Here is a 16,920-nt window from a genome sequence, read left to right on the forward strand (position 1 = left end):
CCCCCGAACGGCGGGGCCACCGGGCGAACCGCCCGAGGCGCTGATCGAATGTGAGACGAACCCTGCCCACTCGGCCGTGCCGACGGGCCCGTCCACCCCGGGAGCGCGCGTGTCGACAGTCCCCGGCCGTCAGGCCGCCGGCGAGGCCCATCTGGGGCACGTCGTGTTCATCTCCGCCGCGGCCGCGATGGGCGGGTTCCTGTTCGGCTACGACAGCGCGGTGATCAACGGCGCGGTGACAGGCATCCAGAAGCACTTCGAGGTGGGCAACGGCGAGACGGCCTTCGTGGTCGCGATCGCGCTGCTCGGCTCGGCGGCCGGCGCGGTCGCCGCCGGCCGGCTCGCCGACCACCTCGGCCGGGTGCGCACCATGCTGCTCGCCGCCACCCTGTTCGCGATCAGCGGCATCGGCTCGATGTTCCCGCCGACCATCCAACTGCTCGCCACCTGGCGGGTGGTGGGCGGCGTCGCGATCGGCATCGCCTCGGTGATCGCGCCCACCTACATCGCCGAGGTCGCGCCCACCGCCTACCGCGGCCGGCTGGCGTCGTTCCAGCAGATGGCGATCGTGCTCGGCATCACCGTCTCCCAGCTCGCCAACTGGGCACTCAACCAGGCGGCCGGCGGCGAGTCCACCGGCCACCTGGCCGGCATCCAGGCCTGGCAGTGGATGCTCGGCGTGGAGACCGTCCCGGCGCTGGTCTACGGGTTGATGGCGCTGGCCATCCCGGAGTCCCCGCGCTACCTGATCGCCGACCGGCGCGAGGAGCAGGCGCGCAAGGTGCTGGTGGAGGTGGAGGGCGAGGGCGTGGACCTGGACGCCCGGGTGGCCGAGATCCGGGCGGTGCTGGAGTCCTCCCACAAGCCCCGGCTGAAGGACCTGCTGGGCGGGCGGTTCGGGCTGCTGCCGATCGTCTGGGTGGGCATCGGGGCCTCGGTGTTCCAGCAGTTCGTCGGTATCAACGTGATCTTCTACTACTCCTCCTTCCTCTGGCAGTCCGTCGGCATCAACGAGGCCAACTCGCTGCTGATCAGCCTCTCCACCTCGATCGTCAACGTGATCGGCACGGTGATCGCGATGGCCCTGGTCGACCGGATCGGCCGCAAGCCGCTCGCGCTGGCCGGGTCGGTCGGCATGGCGGTGGCCCTCGGCACCGCCGCCTGGGCCTTCTCCTTCCGGCAGGGCACCGGCGACACCGCCACCCTGGACGACACCTACGCCACGGTCGCCCTGGTCGCGGCGCACGTGTTCGTGTTCTGCTTCGCGTTCTCCTGGGGCGTGGTGGTCTGGGTCCTGCTCGGCGAGATGTTCCCCAACCGGATCCGGGCCCTCGCCCTGTCGGTCGCCGCCTCCGCCCAGTGGATCGCCAACTGGGCGATCACCGTCAGCTTCCCCGACCTCGCCGACTGGAACCTGTCGGCCACCTATGTCATCTACGCCGTTTTCGCGCTGCTCTCCATCCCGTTCGTGGCCTTCTGTATCAAGGAGACCAAGGGCCGCGCCCTGGAGGAGATGGGTTAGGGCTCGTCGGAGAAGCCCTGGCCGCGCCCCCTCCCGGCGTCGCAGCCGTCCACGCCGCCGCGCGCGCGGCCCGTCCCACCGAGAGGAAGCCATGCCGGACCAGGGCGGCTCCCGACAGAACGTCACCTTCCCCGGCAACGGGCGCGAGGCCCACGGCTACCTCGCCCGCCCGGCGCAGGGCGTCGGGCCCGGTCTGGTACTGGTCCAGGAGTGGTGGGGGCTCACCTCGCACGTCGCCGCCATGACGGACCGCTTCGCCGCCGAGGGCTTCACCGTCCTCGCTCCCGACCTGTTCGGCGGCGCCACCACCCACGACGCCGCCGAGGCCGCCCGGCTGAAGCGCGAACTGCCGGTCGAGCGGGCGGTGGTGGACCTGCGCGGCGCCGTCGACTTCCTGCTCGGCCTGGACGGGGTGGTCGGGGACGCGGTCGGCGTGGTCGGGTTCTGCATGGGCGGCGGCTTCGCCCTGCTGCTGGCCGCCCAGGAGGGCGACCGGGTGGCCGCCGCCGTCCCGTTCTACGGGCTGCCGCCCGACCCCGGCTTCGACTACCGGGGCCTGACCGCGCACGTCCTCGGCCACTACGCCGAGCACGACCGCTCGATCCCGATGGCGGCGGTGGACGAGGCCGCGATCCGCATCGGCGAGGCCACCGACGTCCGCCCCGAGATCCACTTCTACCCGGCCGGGCACGCCTTCATGAACGACGAGGACCTGCTCGGCACCTACGACCCGCTGCAGGCCCGGATCGCCTGGCGCCGCACCCTCAGCTTCCTCTGGGGCCACCTCGGCTGATCCGCCCGCCGCCCGGGCCGACCCCCGGCCACCGCCCCCGGCCACCTCCGCCGACCCCGGCCGCCGCGTCAGGACCGTAAATCCGCTGGACAGCTGTCAACTCCCCCGGCATAGTCGCCAGGTGCGCAGCCAACCCCCACCCCGCAGCCGTTTCGCCTGGGCCGGACGCAACTACCGCATCCAGACCGCGGCCACCGTGATCAGCGGGCTCGGCAATGCCGGCGCCCCGATCGCCACCGCCTTCGCCGTCCTGGCGAACGGCGGCTCGACGACCGAGGTCGGCTACGTCACCGCCGCCCGGCTGGTCCCCACCGTGCTGCTGCTGATGGTCGGCGGGGCGCTCGCCGACCGGCTGCCGCGCCACCACGTGATGGTGGCCGCCAACCTGTTCAACGCGCTCTCCCAGGCCGTCCTGGCCGCCCTCGTCCTCGGCGGGCACGCCGAGCTCTGGCAGCTGCTCCTGCTCTCCGCCGCCGGCGGTGCGGGCCACGCGTTCTACGCCCCCGCCTCCGAGGGCATGCTGATGCAGAGCGTGGCCAAGGAGCACGCCGCGCGGGCCTTCTCGGTGTTCCGGATGGGGCTGAACGCCGCCCAGATCGGCGGCGCGGCCCTCGGCGGCGCGCTGACCGCCGTCGTCGGCCCCGGCTGGGTGCTCGCCGTCGACGCGGCCTGCTTCGTGCTCGCCGCCGGGCTGCGGTTCTTCCTGGAGGCCGAGGCGGCGCCCGCCACCGGGGACGGCGGCGGCATGCTGCGCGATCTGCGCGAGGGCTGGCGGGAGTTCGCCTCCCGGCGCTGGCTCTGGGTGATCGTGCTGCAGTTCTCCGTCCTGATGGCGTGCATCAGCGCCGTCGAGGCGGTGTACGGGCCGATCGTGGCCGAGCAGCGGCTCGGCGGGGCCCGTGACTGGGGCCTGGCGATGTCGGCCTACGGGGTCGGCCTGGTGGTCACCGGTGTGCTGATGGTCCGCTGGCAGCCGCGCCGGATCCTGCTGGTCGGCAACTACGGCGTCTTCCTGTTCGGACTGCCCGCGGTGGCCCTGGCCGCGGCGGCGCCGCTGCCGGTGCTGGCGGCCGCGATGTTCCTCTCCGGCGCCGGGGTGACGGTGTTCGGCGTCAACTGGATGATCGCGCTCCAGCAGGAGATCCCGGCCGAGATGTTCTCCCGGGTCGCCGCCTACGACCACCTCGGCTCGCTCTGCCTCGCGCCGGTCGGCACCGCCCTGGCCGGCCCGGCCGCGACCGCGCTCGGGCTCTCCGGCGCGCTCTGGGCCTGCGCGGTGATCTGCCTGCTGCTGAGCACGCTGGTCCTGCTGGACCCGCAGGTCCGCCGACTGCCCCGGCGCGCGCCCGACGCCCCCGGCGCTCCCGAACCGCAGCCCACCGAGCCCGCCGCCGCCGGCGCCACCGCCGGTTAGGCCCTGGCTCCCGGCGCGGTGCCGAGCGCCCTGTGCGCCCCGCGTGCGCCCTCCGGTGGGCAACCACCGGCGGGCGCCGTTCGCCCGACCGCCGCGTCCCCCGGCCGTCCGGCCGCCGCTCAGCCCGTGGGCAGCCAGCTGACGTGCCCGGCCAGCAGCGCGTACCCGACGAAGGCCACCGTGTCGATCAGCGCGTGCGCCACCACCAGCGGCATCACCCGCCCCCACCGCCGGTACAGCAGGCAGAAGACCACGCCCATCACCATGTTGCCGACCAGCCCGCCGACCCCCTGGTACAGGTGGTACGAACCGCGCAGCACCGAGCTCGCCACCAGCTGCGCCGGCCACGACCACCCCAGCTGCCCGAGCCGGCGCAGCAGGTAGCCGAGGACGACGACCTCCTCCAGGACGGCGTTCTGCCAGGCGGAGGCGAGCAGCACCGGGATCCGCCACCAGACGTCGGGCAGCCCCGAGGGCGCCACCGTCAGGTTGTAGCCGGCCGCCTGTGAGGCCAGGTAGAGCGCCAGCCCCGAGCCGCCGATCGCGGCGGCGACGGCGGCTCCGCGCCCGAGGTCGCGCAGCTTCTGTCCGAGGTCGAAGCCGAGCACCCGCAGCGAGACGCCCTCGCGGACCAGCAGGTAGCCGACCAGGGCGACCGGCATCAGCCCGCGTCCGATGTAGTAGATCTGCCAGGCGAGGTCCAGCCAGGGCCGGCCGGGCGCGCGGGAGCCGTTCAGGGTGGCGACCTGCTGGCCGAGCTTGAGCGGTTCGGTGAGCGAGCCGGCGAAGCTGATCAGCGCGCCGATGCCGCTGGCCCCGAGCGAGAGGCCGAGGACGATCAGCAGTTCCGCGCCGAGCAGCCGGCGGGTGGGCTTCGCGGTCCCCGGTTCGGTCGAGGCGGTGGTCACGGGCTGCTCCAGCGGGCGGGCGTCGCTCCGGCCGTCGGCCGACCGCCGGAGCGATCATCCTTCCACAGGACCGCGCCCGGTCGGATGAGCCCACCGGCCGCCACCCGCCGCGCCGACCAAGGCGACCAGGGGCCCCAGGGCGCCCAGGGCGACCCGCCTACCCCACCGGCCAGGTGTGCACCGGCTCCCCCGCCCGCATGTACTCGATGTACCGCCGGGTCATCGCGGCCAGCGCGGCCGACCGGTCCATCCCGAACTGCTCGCGCATCCGGTGGAAGGTGGCGCTCTGCCAGGAGGCGCCGTTGACCCGGCGCAGGCAGCGCTGCTCGATGATGCCGAGGTAGCGGTCCCGGTCGGCGGGCTCGACGCCCCACTCGTCCAGGCCCTGGTACGCCATCGGCAGCAGGTCGTTCAGCACCAGGTCGACCGCCGAGACGGTGGCCAGACCTCCCCCCCGCCCGGCCCGGCCGTGCCGCGGCCACTGGAAGACGGCGTCGAGCCCGTACCGGGCGGCCTGCTGGAAGTTCTCCTCGGCCCGCTCGAACGGCAGCCTGGTCCAGATCGGCTTCGACTGCTCGGCGAGCACCCGGACCAGCCCGTAGTAGAACGCGGCGTTGGCGAGCGTGTCGGCGACGGTCGGCCCGGCCGGCAGCGCCCGGTTCTCCACCCGCAGGTGCGGCACCCCGCCGCTGACGTCGTACACCGGGCGGTTCCACCGGTAGATGGTGCCGTTGTGCAGCCGCATCTCGGCCAGCCTCGGGGTGCCGCCGGAGGCGAGCACCTTGGCCGGGTCCTCGTCGTCGCAGATCGGCAGCAGCGCCGGGAAGTACCGCAGGTTCTCCTCGAACAGGTCGTAGGCGGAGTCCACCCAGCGCTCGCCGAACCAGGTGATCGGGCGCACGCCCTGGGCCTTGAGCTCCGCCGAACGGGTGTCGCAGGCCTGCTGGAACAGCACCGGCCTGGTCTCCCGCCACAGCTCCCGGCCGAACAGGAAGGGCGAGTTGGCCCCGAGCGCGAGCTGCGGTCCGCAGATCGCCTGGGCCGCGTTCCAGACCGAGGAGAACCGCTCGGGGGTCACCTGGAGGTGGAGTTGCAGCGAGGTCGCGGCGGCCTCGGCCACCATGGTGATCGACTCCAGCTGGAGGTGCTCGACGCCCTCGATGTCCAGCGTGATGTCCTCGCCGCGGGCCGCCAGGATCTGGTCGCTGAGCAGGCTGTACCGCTGGTTGAGGGACATCGAGTCGAGCCCGGTGTGGTCGTGCTCCAGGGTCGGCAGGATCCCGACCATCACGATCCGCGCCCCGGCCTCGGCCGCCTGGCGGTCGGCGTAGCGCAGCCCGGTGTCGATCTCCTCGCGCAGTTCCTCCAGCACATGGCCGCAGAGCCGGTGCGGGGTGATGTTGACCTCGATGTTGAACTGGCCCAGCTCGGTCTGGAAGTCGCTGGAGCCGATGGCGCTGAGCACCTGGGCGTTGCGCATCACCGGAAGGCCCTGCTCGTCGGCCAGGTTGAGCTCGATCTCCAGGCCCATCACGGCCCTCGGCCGGTCGAAACGCTCCTCGCGCAGCATCCGCTCCAATGCGTCGAGACAGGACTGCAGCTTGCGCCGGTACAGCTGTCGGTCCGACAGGTCCGCCCGTGTCGCCACGACCTTCTCGCCCATGGTCCCCTCCTCCTGACCGCCCGGCCGACCGACCGTGCAAGCATCATGCCCACCCCGAAGATCGATACCCGATTGCGTCGAACGGCTTGCAATGCAAGGAAACTGATGGCCTTTCAGCTCATCTGCCGACTTGCCCGGCGCCACCGCCTGTGATAAACAGGTCACCCTGTGCACCTGTTCGAGTAGAATTCGCACTGCGCTCCGGCCGGCCCGCTACCGCTCCGAAACCCTCGTCGACGGAAGCGGCCGTACCCGCACCGCGATCATGCACAACCGGACACGGCCAGGTCCCGTCACCGAAGACACACCGCGCCACGCCGGTATGCCGCACTCGCACGCCGATCTCGCACGGAGAGGCGACCCCGCCATGACTCTGCAGACCCCCCAGCCCCCGCCCAGCGCCCTGCGCGCGGTCCTGGCCGCACTCGATTCGGAGACCGCGCTGCGCCAACCCGCCGCCGCCGCGCTGCGTCATCCGATCGGCCCGCTGCTGCCCGCACACCCACTCGCCGTCCACGTCCTGGAGGGCCCGCGCCCCGAGCTCTCGGCCGCCCGGCGGACGGGCTGGCGCTTCCTGATCAAGGACGGCGCCGAGGTGGCCGCCGCGGCGGAGGTGGTGCAGGGCACCGAGGGCCACACCTTCTCCCACTTCACCGCCGGGCCGTACCTGGACTCCACCGTCCGCGCGCTGCGCCAGGCCTGGCAGCTCGCCCAGTCCTCCCGGTCCCGCCAGCAGCCGAGACTGCTGACCTTCCCCGGCCAGTACGCGACGGCCCTGTGGCTGCACAGCCCGGACGGGGGGCCCGCCGCGGACCTGCTGATCCCGCTGGCGCCGGCCCCGCTCGGGGTCACCGCGCACCGCGCCTACCCGGCCGCCGACCTGCTGCCGATGCTCACCCGGGCGCCGCTCGCCAAGCCGCTGCTGCTCGGCTTCTCCTGATCCCGCCCCGATCCCGGCCTGAACCGCCCCGATCCCGGCCCCGAACCGCCCCCGAGCCGGCCTGAGTCCGGCCGCCCCACCCGCAGCTCCGCGAACACCCGGACCCGCCCTACCCGGACGGGCCATCGGGCATGACCTCATCGGGTCAGTCGCCCCATGGCCCGTCCGGCGGCCGTTTCGGCCTCAAGCCACCTGAACGGGTGATCTCTGCCCGCGGCTTGTGGCGCATGTCACGAAATCGCTGCGCGAGCGTCTCCAGATGCCGACACTGGGAACCAGCGTGGAAGGACCACCTGTCCTACCCACTTGAGCGCCGGCCCACACCTGGGCCTGCGTCCGGACAGGATCCGGCTACCGCGGCGGCTCGCGACGGGTCATCCGGCGGCGACCCGCACCACGGGGGAGGATCGCAGAGCGAAGCGAGGGTACGTATGTGCCAGCACCGTCCTGAGTGCCCGTCGGCCGAATCCGAGGACCGCGAGGCGGCCGTACCGGTGGCCTGCCACCCGGAGCAGGGTTGGAGCCTGCTCTGCAACGGCGTCCTGCTCTTCGAGGACACCGGCGAACTGCTGCCCGACGGCCGGGTGATCGCCCCGCGCCGCCCCGTCGCCTTCGCCGCCTAGCCCCCTGGGGGACCACCGGGCAAGCCGACGACAATCCGGTCGCACGACCGCCGGCGGGGGCAGCCGCCACAGCACGACGAACGGGCAGGGCCCCGGCGGAACGTTCCGCCGGGGCCCTGCCGCATGCTGCCGGGTCGGACCCGTCAGACGCCGTACTCGTCCAGCGGCGGGCAGGAGCAGACCAGGTTGCGGTCGCCGTACGCGCCGTCGATCCGGCTGACCGGCGGCCAGTACTTGTCCGCCGGGTTCACGCCCGCCGGGAAGACCGCCTCCTCCCGCGAGTAGCCGTGCGCCCAGTCGCCGACCATCGTGGCGGCGGTGTGCGGGGCGTTGCGCAGCGGGTTGTCGTCCGCCGCCCACTCGCCCGAGCCGACCTTCTCGACCTCGGCCCGGATCTCGATCATCGCGTCGCAGAACCGGTCGATCTCGTGCAGGTCCTCGGACTCGGTCGGCTCGATCATCAGGGTGCCGGCCACCGGGAAGGACATCGTCGGCGCGTGGAACCCGTAGTCGATCAGGCGCTTGGCGATGTCGTCCACCGTCACACCCGTCTCCTTGGTGAGCGGACGCAGGTCGATGATGCACTCGTGCGCGACCAGACCGCCGGGGCCGGTGTAGAGCACCGGGAAGTGCGGGGCCAGCCGCTTGGCGATGTAGTTGGCGTTCAGCACCGCGACCTGGGTGGCGCGCTTGAGGCCCTCGCCGCCCATCAGCCGGACGTACGCCCAGGAGATCGGCAGGATGGCCGCGGAGCCCCACGGCGCGGCCGAGATCGGGCCGACGCCGGTGGCCGGGCCGGCCTCCTCCTGCAGCGGGTGATTCGGCAGGTACGGCGCGAGGTGCGCGCGCACCGCGACCGGGCCGACGCCCGGGCCGCCGCCGCCGTGCGGGATGCAGAAGGTCTTGTGCAGGTTCAGGTGCGAGACGTCCGCGCCGAACTTGCCCGGCTTGGCGAGGCCGACCAGGGCGTTCAGGTTGGCGCCGTCCACGTACACCTGGCCGCCGGCCTCGTGCACCGCCGCGCAGATGTCGGTGATCTCGGTCTCGTACACGCCGTGGGTGGACGGGTAGGTGACCATCAGCACGGCGAGCTGGTCGCGGTGCTGCGCGATCTTGGCCTTGAGGTCCTCGACGTCCACGTCGCCGTCGACCAGGGTCTTGACCACGACCACGCGCATGCCGGCCATCACGGCGGAGGCCGCGTTGGTGCCGTGCGCGGAGGACGGGATCAGGCAGACGTCGCGCTGGGTGTCGCCGTTGGCGTGGTGGTAGGCGCGGACGGCCAGCAGGCCGGCCAGCTCGCCCTGGGAGCCGGCGTTCGGCTGGATCGAGACGGCGTCGTAGCCGGTCACCTCGACCAGCTGCTGCTCCAGCTGACGGATCAGGGTGAGGAAGCCCTGCGCCTGCTCGATCGGCGCGAACGGGTGCAGCTGGCCGAACTCGGGCCAGGTCACCGGCTCCATCTCGGTGGTCGCGTTGAGCTTCATGGTGCAGGAGCCCAGCGGGATCATGCCGCGGTCCAGCGCGTAGTCGCGGTCCGACAGGCGGCGCAGGTAGCGCAGCATGGCGGTCTCGGAACGGTGGCTGTGGAAGACCGGGTGGGTCAGGTACTCGTCCTCGCGCAGCAGCGCGGCGGGCAGCGCGTCGGCGCTCTCCGCCACCTCGACGCCCTGGACGCCGAACGCGGCCCAGACGCCGGCCAGGTGCTCACGGGTGGTGGTCTCGTCGGTGGAGACGGAGATCCGGTCCGCGCCGTCCTGGAACACGTTGATGCCGTTGGCCCGGGCGGCCGCGGCGATCTCGGCGGCACGGCCGGGGACGACCGCGGTGACGGTGTCGAAGAACTCGCCGTGCAGCAGCTCGACACCGCCGGCCCGCAGGCCCTCGGCGAGCGCGGCGGCGTAGCGGTGGGTACGGCGGGCGATGTCCGCCAGGCCGTCCGGACCGTGGTAGACGGCGTACATGGAGGCCATCACGGCGAGCAGCACCTGGGCGGTGCAGATGTTGCTGGTGGCCTTCTCGCGGCGGATGTGCTGCTCGCGGGTCTGCAGCGCCAGGCGGTAGGCGCGGTTGCCGTCGACGTCGACGGAGACGCCGACCAGGCGGCCGGGCAGCGAGCGGGCGTACTCGGCGCGCACCGACAGGTAGCCGGCGTGCGGGCCGCCGAAGCCCATCGGGACGCCGAAGCGCTGCGAGGTGCCGCAGGCGATGTCGGCGCCGAGCGAGCCCGGGGACTTCAGCAGGGTCAGCGCCAGCAGGTCGGCGGCGACGGCGACGATCGCGCCGAGGCCGTGCGCCTGCTCGATGACGGGGGTCAGGTCGCGCACCACACCGGTGGCGCCCGGGTACTGGAGCAGCAGGCCGAAGACGCCGCGCTCGGCGATCTCGGCCGGGATGCCCGCGGACAGGTCGGCGACGACGACCTCGACACCGGTCGGCTCGGCGCGGGTCTGGATCACCGCGACGGTCTGCGGCAGGGTCTCGGCGTCGATCAGGAAGACACCGCCCTTGACCTTGGTCACGCGGCGGGCCAGGGCCATCGCCTCGGCGGCCGCGGTGCCCTCGTCCAGCAGCGAGGAGCCGGAGGTGGACAGGCCGGTCAGGTCGGAGACCAGGGTCTGGAAGTTGATCAGCGCCTCCAGGCGGCCCTGCGAGATCTCCGGCTGGTACGGCGTGTAGGCCGTGTACCAGGCCGGGTTCTCCAGGACGTTGCGCAGCACCACCGGCGGGGTGAAGGTGCCGTAGTAGCCCAGGCCGATCATCGGCTGGAGCACCTGGTTGCGGCCGGCCAGCTCGCGCAGCTCGGCGAGGACCTGGGCCTCGCTGCGCCCGGCGGGCAGGTCCAGGGCCGTGATGGAGCGGATCGCCTCGGGCACGGCGGTGGCGGCGAGCTCGTCCAGGGAGCCGTAGCCGACCTGGGCCAGCATCTTCTCCTGCGCGGCGGCGTCGGGGCCGATGTGGCGGTTCTCGAAGGGACTGGCCAGCTCAAGCTCGGTGAGGGTCGGGACGCTGGTGGGGCGTCCCGCGTTCGGCTGGGCGTTCATGTGGTCGAGGCCTCCTGGTCACGGACCGGCGGGGGTACGCGCGCCAGGCGGCTGAGCCGCTGTGGACAACAGCGGATCGACCTGGGCGGGCGGACCCGACAGGCCTCCCCCTCTGTCATCGGGACCTGAGAGCTTCGCCCGCGCGGTGCGCTGTGGGCGCCCCGCCGGCTTGCACCGTCGGTGAGGGTGGTGGCCGTCGGCTCCCTCGCCGGCGGTCCTGCCCTGCTTTCCAGAGTGACCTATCCCACACGGTACGGATGCCTGAGAGATTCCGGGGAGGAGTTGCTCCTTCGGCGCCCCGACCAGCGGCTTCCGCTCTCGGGGACTCTCCCGAGCGGGCTCGGCGGTCGCGCCCAGGGTACCAGCGGGAAGCCCTCCGATCACGGGTGCGTCAGGTCACTCGCCGAGTTCGCGCATGACCCGGACGGCGCAGCGGGTGGCCCGTCCGGCCCCGCCCGGGTCGCGGGTGTCCGCTTCATGGCTTTTGGTGTGAAGTGGCGGATGGGAAGGACGCTCCAGCCGCCGACCTGCGGGAGTTCCGCAGGACAGCGACTGGAGGAAAGCGTGCAGACCGATATCGACCCCCGGGACCTGATCGGCCACAAGGCGGTCGACCGCAATGGAGACAAGATCGGCACGGTCGACGAGGTGTACCTGGACGACGCCACCGGCCAGCCGGAGTGGGCCGCCGTCCGTACCGGCATCTTCGGCCGGGACGCCTTCGTCCCGCTGACCACGAGCGAGTTCTCCGGCGACGAGCTGCGGGTGCCGTACGACAAGTCGCTGGTGAAGGAGTCGCCGGACTTCGGCGTGGGCCAGCACCTGTCGCCCGCCCAGGAGCTCCAGCTGTACCGCTACTACGGGCTGGACACCCCGCTGGACGGGAGCCCGGGCGCGGGGGACGGCTCCGGCTCCCAGCCGGCCGACCTGGACTTCGGCTCCGTCCCGGCGGCGGACACGGCCACGGGCCCGGCGGCCGCACCGGCCGCGGGAGCGGCCGCGGGCGCCGCGGCGGGCACGGCGGCCGTCGCGGCCGCCACGAGCACGCCGTCCGACCCGGCCCCGCCGATGACCCCGCCCGTCACGTCCCCCCCGGCCGCGGCGCCGGTCAAGCCGCTCGCCTTCCACACGGCGGAGACCACGACCCCGAGCTCCCCCACCATCCCGGCCGCCGACCTCGGCAAGCCGTCCGAACCCGCCACGGAGGCCAACGTGCGGACCGTCAGCACCGCCGCACCCGAGACCCGGCCGCCGAGCAGCTCGGCGCCCGTCGCCCCGGTCGTCCCCGCCACCCCGAGCAGCGCGCCGAGTGCCGCGCCCTCCACCGCGCCGACCGCCACCGGCGGCCCGGCCTCGTCCGCGCCCAGCGGCCCGGTGGAGATCACCTGCCGCGAGGAGCGCCTGGACATCACCACCGAGTGGCACGTCCTGGGCACCGCCAAGCTGCGCAAGTACGTGACCAGCGAGCCGGTCGAGCGCCGCGTCCCGGTGGTGCGCGAGCGGGTCCGGGTCGAGCGGATGCCGGTCGGCGACGCCGAGCGGGCGGCGCTCAGCGACAAGGACATCGCCGAGGCCGTCGAGGAGGTCACCCTGCGCGAGGAGCGCCCGGTGGTCCGCAAGTACCTGGCGCCGATCGAGCGGGTCCGACTGGTGGTCGAGCGGTACACCTCCGAGGAGGTGATCCGCGACGAGCTGCGCCGTGAGCACGTCGAGGTGCACGACAACACCGCGACCACCTCGGCTCCCGTCTCCTCGTCCGCCCACACCCCGCCGTCCGCCCACACGCCCCCCTCGGACGCGCTCTCCTCGACGGCCCCGCCCTCGCCCTCACCCTCGTCGTCCTCCCCCTCCTCCCCCTCCTCCCTCGCCTCGGTGGCCGACTCAACCCGGCCGGCCCCGCTGAGGCCGCTCGCCTGACCCGTCCTCACCAGGGACCCCGGACCGCCACGGTCCGGGGTCCTTCGACTTTGCCAAAGCTTCACCAATCGATATTTGACACAATGAAGTATCTGCCTGCATGGTTATTTCAGTTCATTCACTATGTACGGGAGGAAGCAACCGTGAGTGAGGCACCACAGCCCACCACTGCGGCCGAGAAGCAGAGCAGCGCCCGGGTCCTGCCGGCCCTCATCCTGGCGATGCTGTCATTCAGCGTGGTGCAGACCGCGGTCGTCCCGATCCTGCCCTCGCTGGCCAAGGAGCTCAGCGTCTCCGGCTCCAGCATCACCTGGCTGATGACCGCCAACCTGCTCTCCGCCGCCGTGCTGACCCCCCTGCTGGGCCGCTTCGGCGACCTGCGCGGCCGCAAGCCGATGCTGCTGATCTCGCTGACCGGCCTGGTGGCCGGCTCCGCGCTCGCGGTCAGCACCCACTCCTTCACCTGGCTGGTCGTCGCCCGCGTCCTGCAGGGCGCCGGCGGTGGCGTGCTCCCGCTGGCGATCAGCATCGTCCGCGACGAGCTGCCCAAGCAGAAGGTCACCGGCGGCGTCGCCGCGATCAGCGCCTCGATGGGCGTCGGCAGCGGCCTCGGCCTGGTCGCCACCGGCCTGCTGCTGGAGCACTGGAGCTACAAGTCCATCTTCTGGATGGGCCTGGCCTTCGGCCTGCTCGCGGTCGCCCTGGTCGCCTTCCGGGTGCCCAGCGACCCGGTCACCGACAAGGAGGGCGGCGCCGACCCGCTCGGCGCGATCACCCTGGCCGGCTGGCTCTCCGCCCTGCTGGTCGCGGTCAGCCAGGGCAACACCTGGGGCTGGACCTCCACCAAGACCCTCGGCCTGTTCGCCGTGGCCGCCGTGGTCGCCCTGATCTGGGGTGTCATCGAGGTCAAGGTCAAGCACCCGCTGGTCGACATGAAGATGATGTCCCGCCCGGCCGTCGCCTTCACCAACCTGGCCGGCCTGCTGATCGGCTTCGGCATGTACGGCTCGTTCATGGTGATCAGCAACTTCGCCCAGACCCCGGAGAAGCTCACCCACTACGGCTTCACCGCCACGGTGCTGCACGCCGGTGTGATGCTGCTGCCCTCGGCCCTCGGCTCGATGGTCGCCGCCCCGCTCGGCGCCCTGCTGATCGCCCGCCGCGGCCCGCGCCTGCCGCTGGTCCTCGGTGGCGTCCTCGGTGCCGTCGCGATGGCCTACCTGGCCCTGCGCCACAGCCACGAGGGCGACATCTACACCGCCTCGGCGATCTTCGGCCTCGGCATCGGCCTCGCCTTCTCGGCGATGCCGGCCTACATCAACGGCGCCGTCCCGGTCGAGCAGAGCGGCATCGCCAACGGCATGAACGCCGTGCTGCGCACCGTCGGTGGCGCGATCGGCACCGCCGTGATGGCCGCCATCCTGACCGGCGACACCATGAAGCTGCCGATCCCGGTCCTGCTGCCCACCCTGGACGCCTACAAGCACGCGTTCTGGGTCGCCGCCGCGGTCTGCGCCGGCGCCGGCGCCGTCCCCTTCCTGATCCGCACCATCAAGCCCACCACCACCGTCGCCGTCGGCAACGACATGGCGAACCTCGGCTCCGGCCCGGTGCTGGCGAAGACCGACGCCTGACGAGGCGTCCACCCCTCGCGCCCAGGGACAGGGCGCGAGGGTGACCGGGCCCCCGAACGGTCGACGAGGGCATCGCGACCGCCCGAGGGCTCGTCCGACACGCGGCCCCACCCGGACCCCCTCCGGGTGGGGCCGCTTCGCGTCTCAGCCCCCGCTCGCCGGCCCCTCGGCCGCCCCTTCCGCACCCTCGCCGTCGCCACCGTCCACGCCGTCGCCCCCGCCCTCGCGCAGCGGCAGCGGTCGGGCCGGCTCCAGCGCCGGATCCTCCACCGAGAAGGTCCGCACCCGCCCCGGCCCGCTCCACGGCGTCTCGAACCGCACCGTCACCCGGCCGACCCCGCTGCCCTGCACCCACCCGGGCCCGAGCTCCGCATGGCGCACGTCCTGGCCGGGCATCCAGTGCCGGACGGCCACCGCCTCCGCCACCTCGACCCGCTCCTCGTCGTCCTGGGCCGACTCCTGCTCCTGCGCCGACTCCCGCACGGCCTGCGCGAACAGGTCCTCCTGGGTGTAGTCGGCCAGCTGCGAGACCCCGACCCCGAGCAGCCGCACCCCGCCCGTGATGTCGACCTGGGAGGCCAGCCGCCGGGCCGTCTCGGTGATCACCGACTCGTCGTCCGTCGGCCCGCGCAGCGTCTCCGACCGGGTCAGCGTCGAGAAGTCGAACCGGCGCACCTTCAGCACCACCGTCCGCCCCGAGCGCCCGGCCGCCCGCAGCCGCCGCACGCACCGCGCGGCGAGCACGTCCACCTCGCGCAGCACCCGGTCCCGGTCGGCCAGGTCCACCTCGAAGGTGTCCTCCACCGAGACCGACTTGGCGTCCTGGTCGGCCACCACCGGCCGGTCGTCCAGCCCTATCGACATCTGGTGGACCCCGGCGCCGTGCGCCTTGCCCAGCAGCTGCACCAGCTCCGCCTCACCGGCCTCCGCGAGATCGGCCACCGTGTTCAACCCGGCCCGGCGCAGCGCCTGTTCGGTGGCCGGTCCGACCCCGGGCAGCGCCCGTACCGGCATCGGCCCGAGCACCGCCCGTTCCTGCCCCGGCTCGACCAGCACCAGCCCGTCCGGCTTGGCCTGCTCGGAGGCGATCTTCGCCATCAGCTTGGACCCGGCGGCCCCCACCGAGGCGGTCAGACCGGTCCGCCGCTGGATGTCCGCCCGCAGGTCCTCCGCCAGGGCGAGCACCAGCCGCTCCCCCGTCCCGTGGTCCGCCTCCACCAGGGCCGGCCCGTAGGGGCCTGCCTCCAGGTCGACGAAGGCCTCGTCCAGGCTGAGCGGCTGCACCAGCGGCGACAGCTCCCGCAGCAGGCCCATCACCAGCTCGCTGACCTGCCGGTAGGCCTCGAACCGCCCCGACAGGAAGGCCGCGTTGGGGCAGAGCCGCCGCGCCTGCGCCATCGGCATCGCCGAGTGCACCCCGAACCGCCGCGCCTCGTACGAGGCCGTGGAGACCACCCCGCGCCCGCCAAGCCCGCCGACGATCACCGGCTTTCCCCGCAGGCTCGGCTTGGCCGCCTGCTCCACCGCCGCGAAGAAGGCGTCCATGTCGAGGTGGATGATGCTCGGCAGTGACCGCACCCGCCGATCATGCCGCACGGGTCCGACAGTCCGTGCGAACGCGGCCGCCGCCCGCTCTCAGCCCGGCCTCAGCGCGGGCCGGCCGCCGCCCCCGCGTCGGCCAGCGCCCGCGGGATGCCCTGCTCCTGCGGGCCGAGGAACAGCGGGTCCGGCCGCAGCCAGGCGTTCAGCGCCGCCTTTCCCGCGCCCGGGATCTCCCGCACCCCGCCGTACAGCCAGGTGAGGTCGTGGACCTCCGGCACCCCGACCGCGTACGCGTCGATGCCCGCCGCCTCGCAGAGCGCCAGCGCCCGCCGGACGTGGAAGTCCTGGCTGACCAGCACCGCCCGGTCCACCCCGAAGATCCGGCGCGCCCGGGTGCAGGAGTCCCAGGTGTCGAAGCCCGCGTGGTCGCCGACCACCCGCACCTGCGGCACACCGTGCTCGATCAGGTACCGCCGCATCGCATCGGTCTCGTCGTAGCCGTCCCGCCCGTTGTCCCCGGTGACCAGGATCGCCTGGACCTTCTCCAGGCGGTACAGCTCCACCGCCGCGTCCAGCCGGTGCGCCAGGTACGGCGACGGCCTGCCGTCGAACAGTCCGGCGCCGAACACCACCGCCACCGGCGCCTTCGGCGCGCTCTCCACCGAGCCCACCCGGCCCTCCCCCGCGATCCACAGCCAGGCGCTCGGGGCCAGCGCCAGCGAGCAGAGCACCGTCGCGAGCTGGAAGATCCTGCGCTGGGCGCGCCGCCGCCGCAGCCGGACGCCGAACCGCCGTACCCGCCGCAGCAGCAGGCCGGGTATACCGGAGCCGAACCGCACGTGCCCCCCTCGATCGCTCCACCAGGCTTGATCAGTCACCGGGTACTGACGAGGCCGCGGGCCCGGACGGTTCCCCGTCCG

The 16,920-nt window shown here is 73.2% G+C and carries 12 protein-coding genes and 1 riboswitch; of the genes, 7 read left to right on the plus strand and 5 right to left on the minus strand.

Annotated elements, in window-relative coordinates:
• The first annotated feature begins 109 nt into the window (after window positions 1–109).
• From ACFVVX_RS24960 to ACFVVX_RS24970, 3 genes are all read left to right on the plus strand, one after another.
• A complete protein-coding gene (locus ACFVVX_RS24960; RefSeq protein ID WP_387948828.1) occupies window positions 110–1,522 on the plus strand; it encodes a sugar porter family MFS transporter in 1,413 nt (470 codons plus the stop codon).
• A 91-nt stretch (window positions 1,523–1,613) separates the two neighbouring features.
• Complete coding sequence (locus ACFVVX_RS24965) at window positions 1,614–2,315, plus strand: dienelactone hydrolase family protein (protein ID WP_387948829.1); 702 nt, start codon at window positions 1,614–1,616, stop codon at window positions 2,313–2,315.
• A 121-nt stretch (window positions 2,316–2,436) separates the two neighbouring features.
• Window positions 2,437–3,729, plus strand: a complete 1,293-nt coding sequence (locus tag ACFVVX_RS24970) for an MFS transporter (RefSeq protein WP_387948830.1) — start codon at window positions 2,437–2,439, stop codon at window positions 3,727–3,729.
• Window positions 3,730–3,848: 119 nt separating this feature from the next.
• Here ACFVVX_RS24970 and ACFVVX_RS24975 read toward each other — a convergent pair whose 3' ends face one another.
• Together ACFVVX_RS24975 and ACFVVX_RS24980 are read right to left on the minus strand one after the other, a co-directional pair.
• A complete protein-coding gene (locus tag ACFVVX_RS24975; RefSeq protein ID WP_387948831.1) occupies window positions 3,849–4,637 on the minus strand; it encodes a CPBP family intramembrane glutamic endopeptidase in 789 nt (262 codons plus the stop codon).
• Window positions 4,638–4,794: 157 nt separating this feature from the next.
• A complete protein-coding gene (locus ACFVVX_RS24980; RefSeq protein ID WP_387948832.1) occupies window positions 4,795–6,300 on the minus strand; it encodes a glutamate--cysteine ligase in 1,506 nt (501 codons plus the stop codon).
• 367 nt (window positions 6,301–6,667) lie between these two features.
• On the opposite strand from ACFVVX_RS24980, the gene ACFVVX_RS24985 reads away from it, so the two are divergent.
• Both ACFVVX_RS24985 and ACFVVX_RS24990 read left to right on the plus strand, forming a co-directional pair.
• A complete protein-coding gene (locus ACFVVX_RS24985) occupies window positions 6,668–7,240 on the plus strand; it encodes a hypothetical protein (protein ID WP_387948833.1) in 573 nt (190 codons plus the stop codon).
• A 431-nt stretch (window positions 7,241–7,671) separates the two neighbouring features.
• Window positions 7,672–7,863, plus strand: a complete 192-nt coding sequence (locus tag ACFVVX_RS24990) for a DUF5999 family protein (RefSeq protein ID WP_387948834.1) — start codon at window positions 7,672–7,674, stop codon at window positions 7,861–7,863.
• Between the two features lie 143 nt (window positions 7,864–8,006).
• On the opposite strand, the gene gcvP is transcribed toward ACFVVX_RS24990, so the two are convergent.
• Window positions 8,007–10,907: an aminomethyl-transferring glycine dehydrogenase gene (gene gcvP / locus ACFVVX_RS24995; RefSeq protein WP_387948835.1), complete on the minus strand. Its 2,901-nt coding sequence runs from the start codon at window positions 10,905–10,907 to the stop codon at window positions 8,007–8,009.
• Between the two features lie 239 nt (window positions 10,908–11,146).
• Window positions 11,147–11,250: riboswitch (glycine riboswitch) on the minus strand.
• A gap of 221 nt (window positions 11,251–11,471) precedes the next feature.
• Here gcvP and ACFVVX_RS25000 point away from each other — a divergent pair.
• Together ACFVVX_RS25000 and ACFVVX_RS25005 are read left to right on the plus strand one after the other, a co-directional pair.
• On the plus strand, window positions 11,472–12,824 hold the full coding sequence (locus ACFVVX_RS25000; RefSeq protein ID WP_387948836.1) for a DUF2382 domain-containing protein: 1,353 nt from the start codon (window positions 11,472–11,474) through the stop codon (window positions 12,822–12,824).
• A 143-nt stretch (window positions 12,825–12,967) separates the two neighbouring features.
• Entirely contained in the window at window positions 12,968–14,458 is a 1,491-nt protein-coding gene (locus ACFVVX_RS25005) for an MFS transporter (RefSeq protein WP_387948837.1), read from the plus strand.
• A 144-nt stretch (window positions 14,459–14,602) separates the two neighbouring features.
• On the opposite strand, the gene ACFVVX_RS25010 is transcribed toward ACFVVX_RS25005, so the two are convergent.
• Both ACFVVX_RS25010 and ACFVVX_RS25015 read right to left on the minus strand, forming a co-directional pair.
• The gene (locus tag ACFVVX_RS25010; protein ID WP_387948838.1) at window positions 14,603–16,036 is read right to left on the minus strand and encodes a DNA polymerase IV; all 1,434 of its coding nucleotides are present in this window, start codon (window positions 16,034–16,036) and stop codon (window positions 14,603–14,605) included.
• A gap of 68 nt (window positions 16,037–16,104) precedes the next feature.
• Window positions 16,105–16,839 carry a vancomycin high temperature exclusion protein gene (locus tag ACFVVX_RS25015; RefSeq protein ID WP_387948839.1) on the minus strand — a complete coding sequence of 245 codons (735 nt, stop codon included), beginning with the start codon at window positions 16,837–16,839 and terminating at the stop codon, window positions 16,105–16,107.
• Between the last annotated feature and the right edge of the window lie 81 nt (window positions 16,840–16,920).

Origin of the sequence: Kitasatospora sp. NPDC058170 (genome assembly GCF_042883905.1) — a bacterium.
GTDB lineage: Bacteria > Actinomycetota > Actinomycetes > Streptomycetales > Streptomycetaceae > Kitasatospora.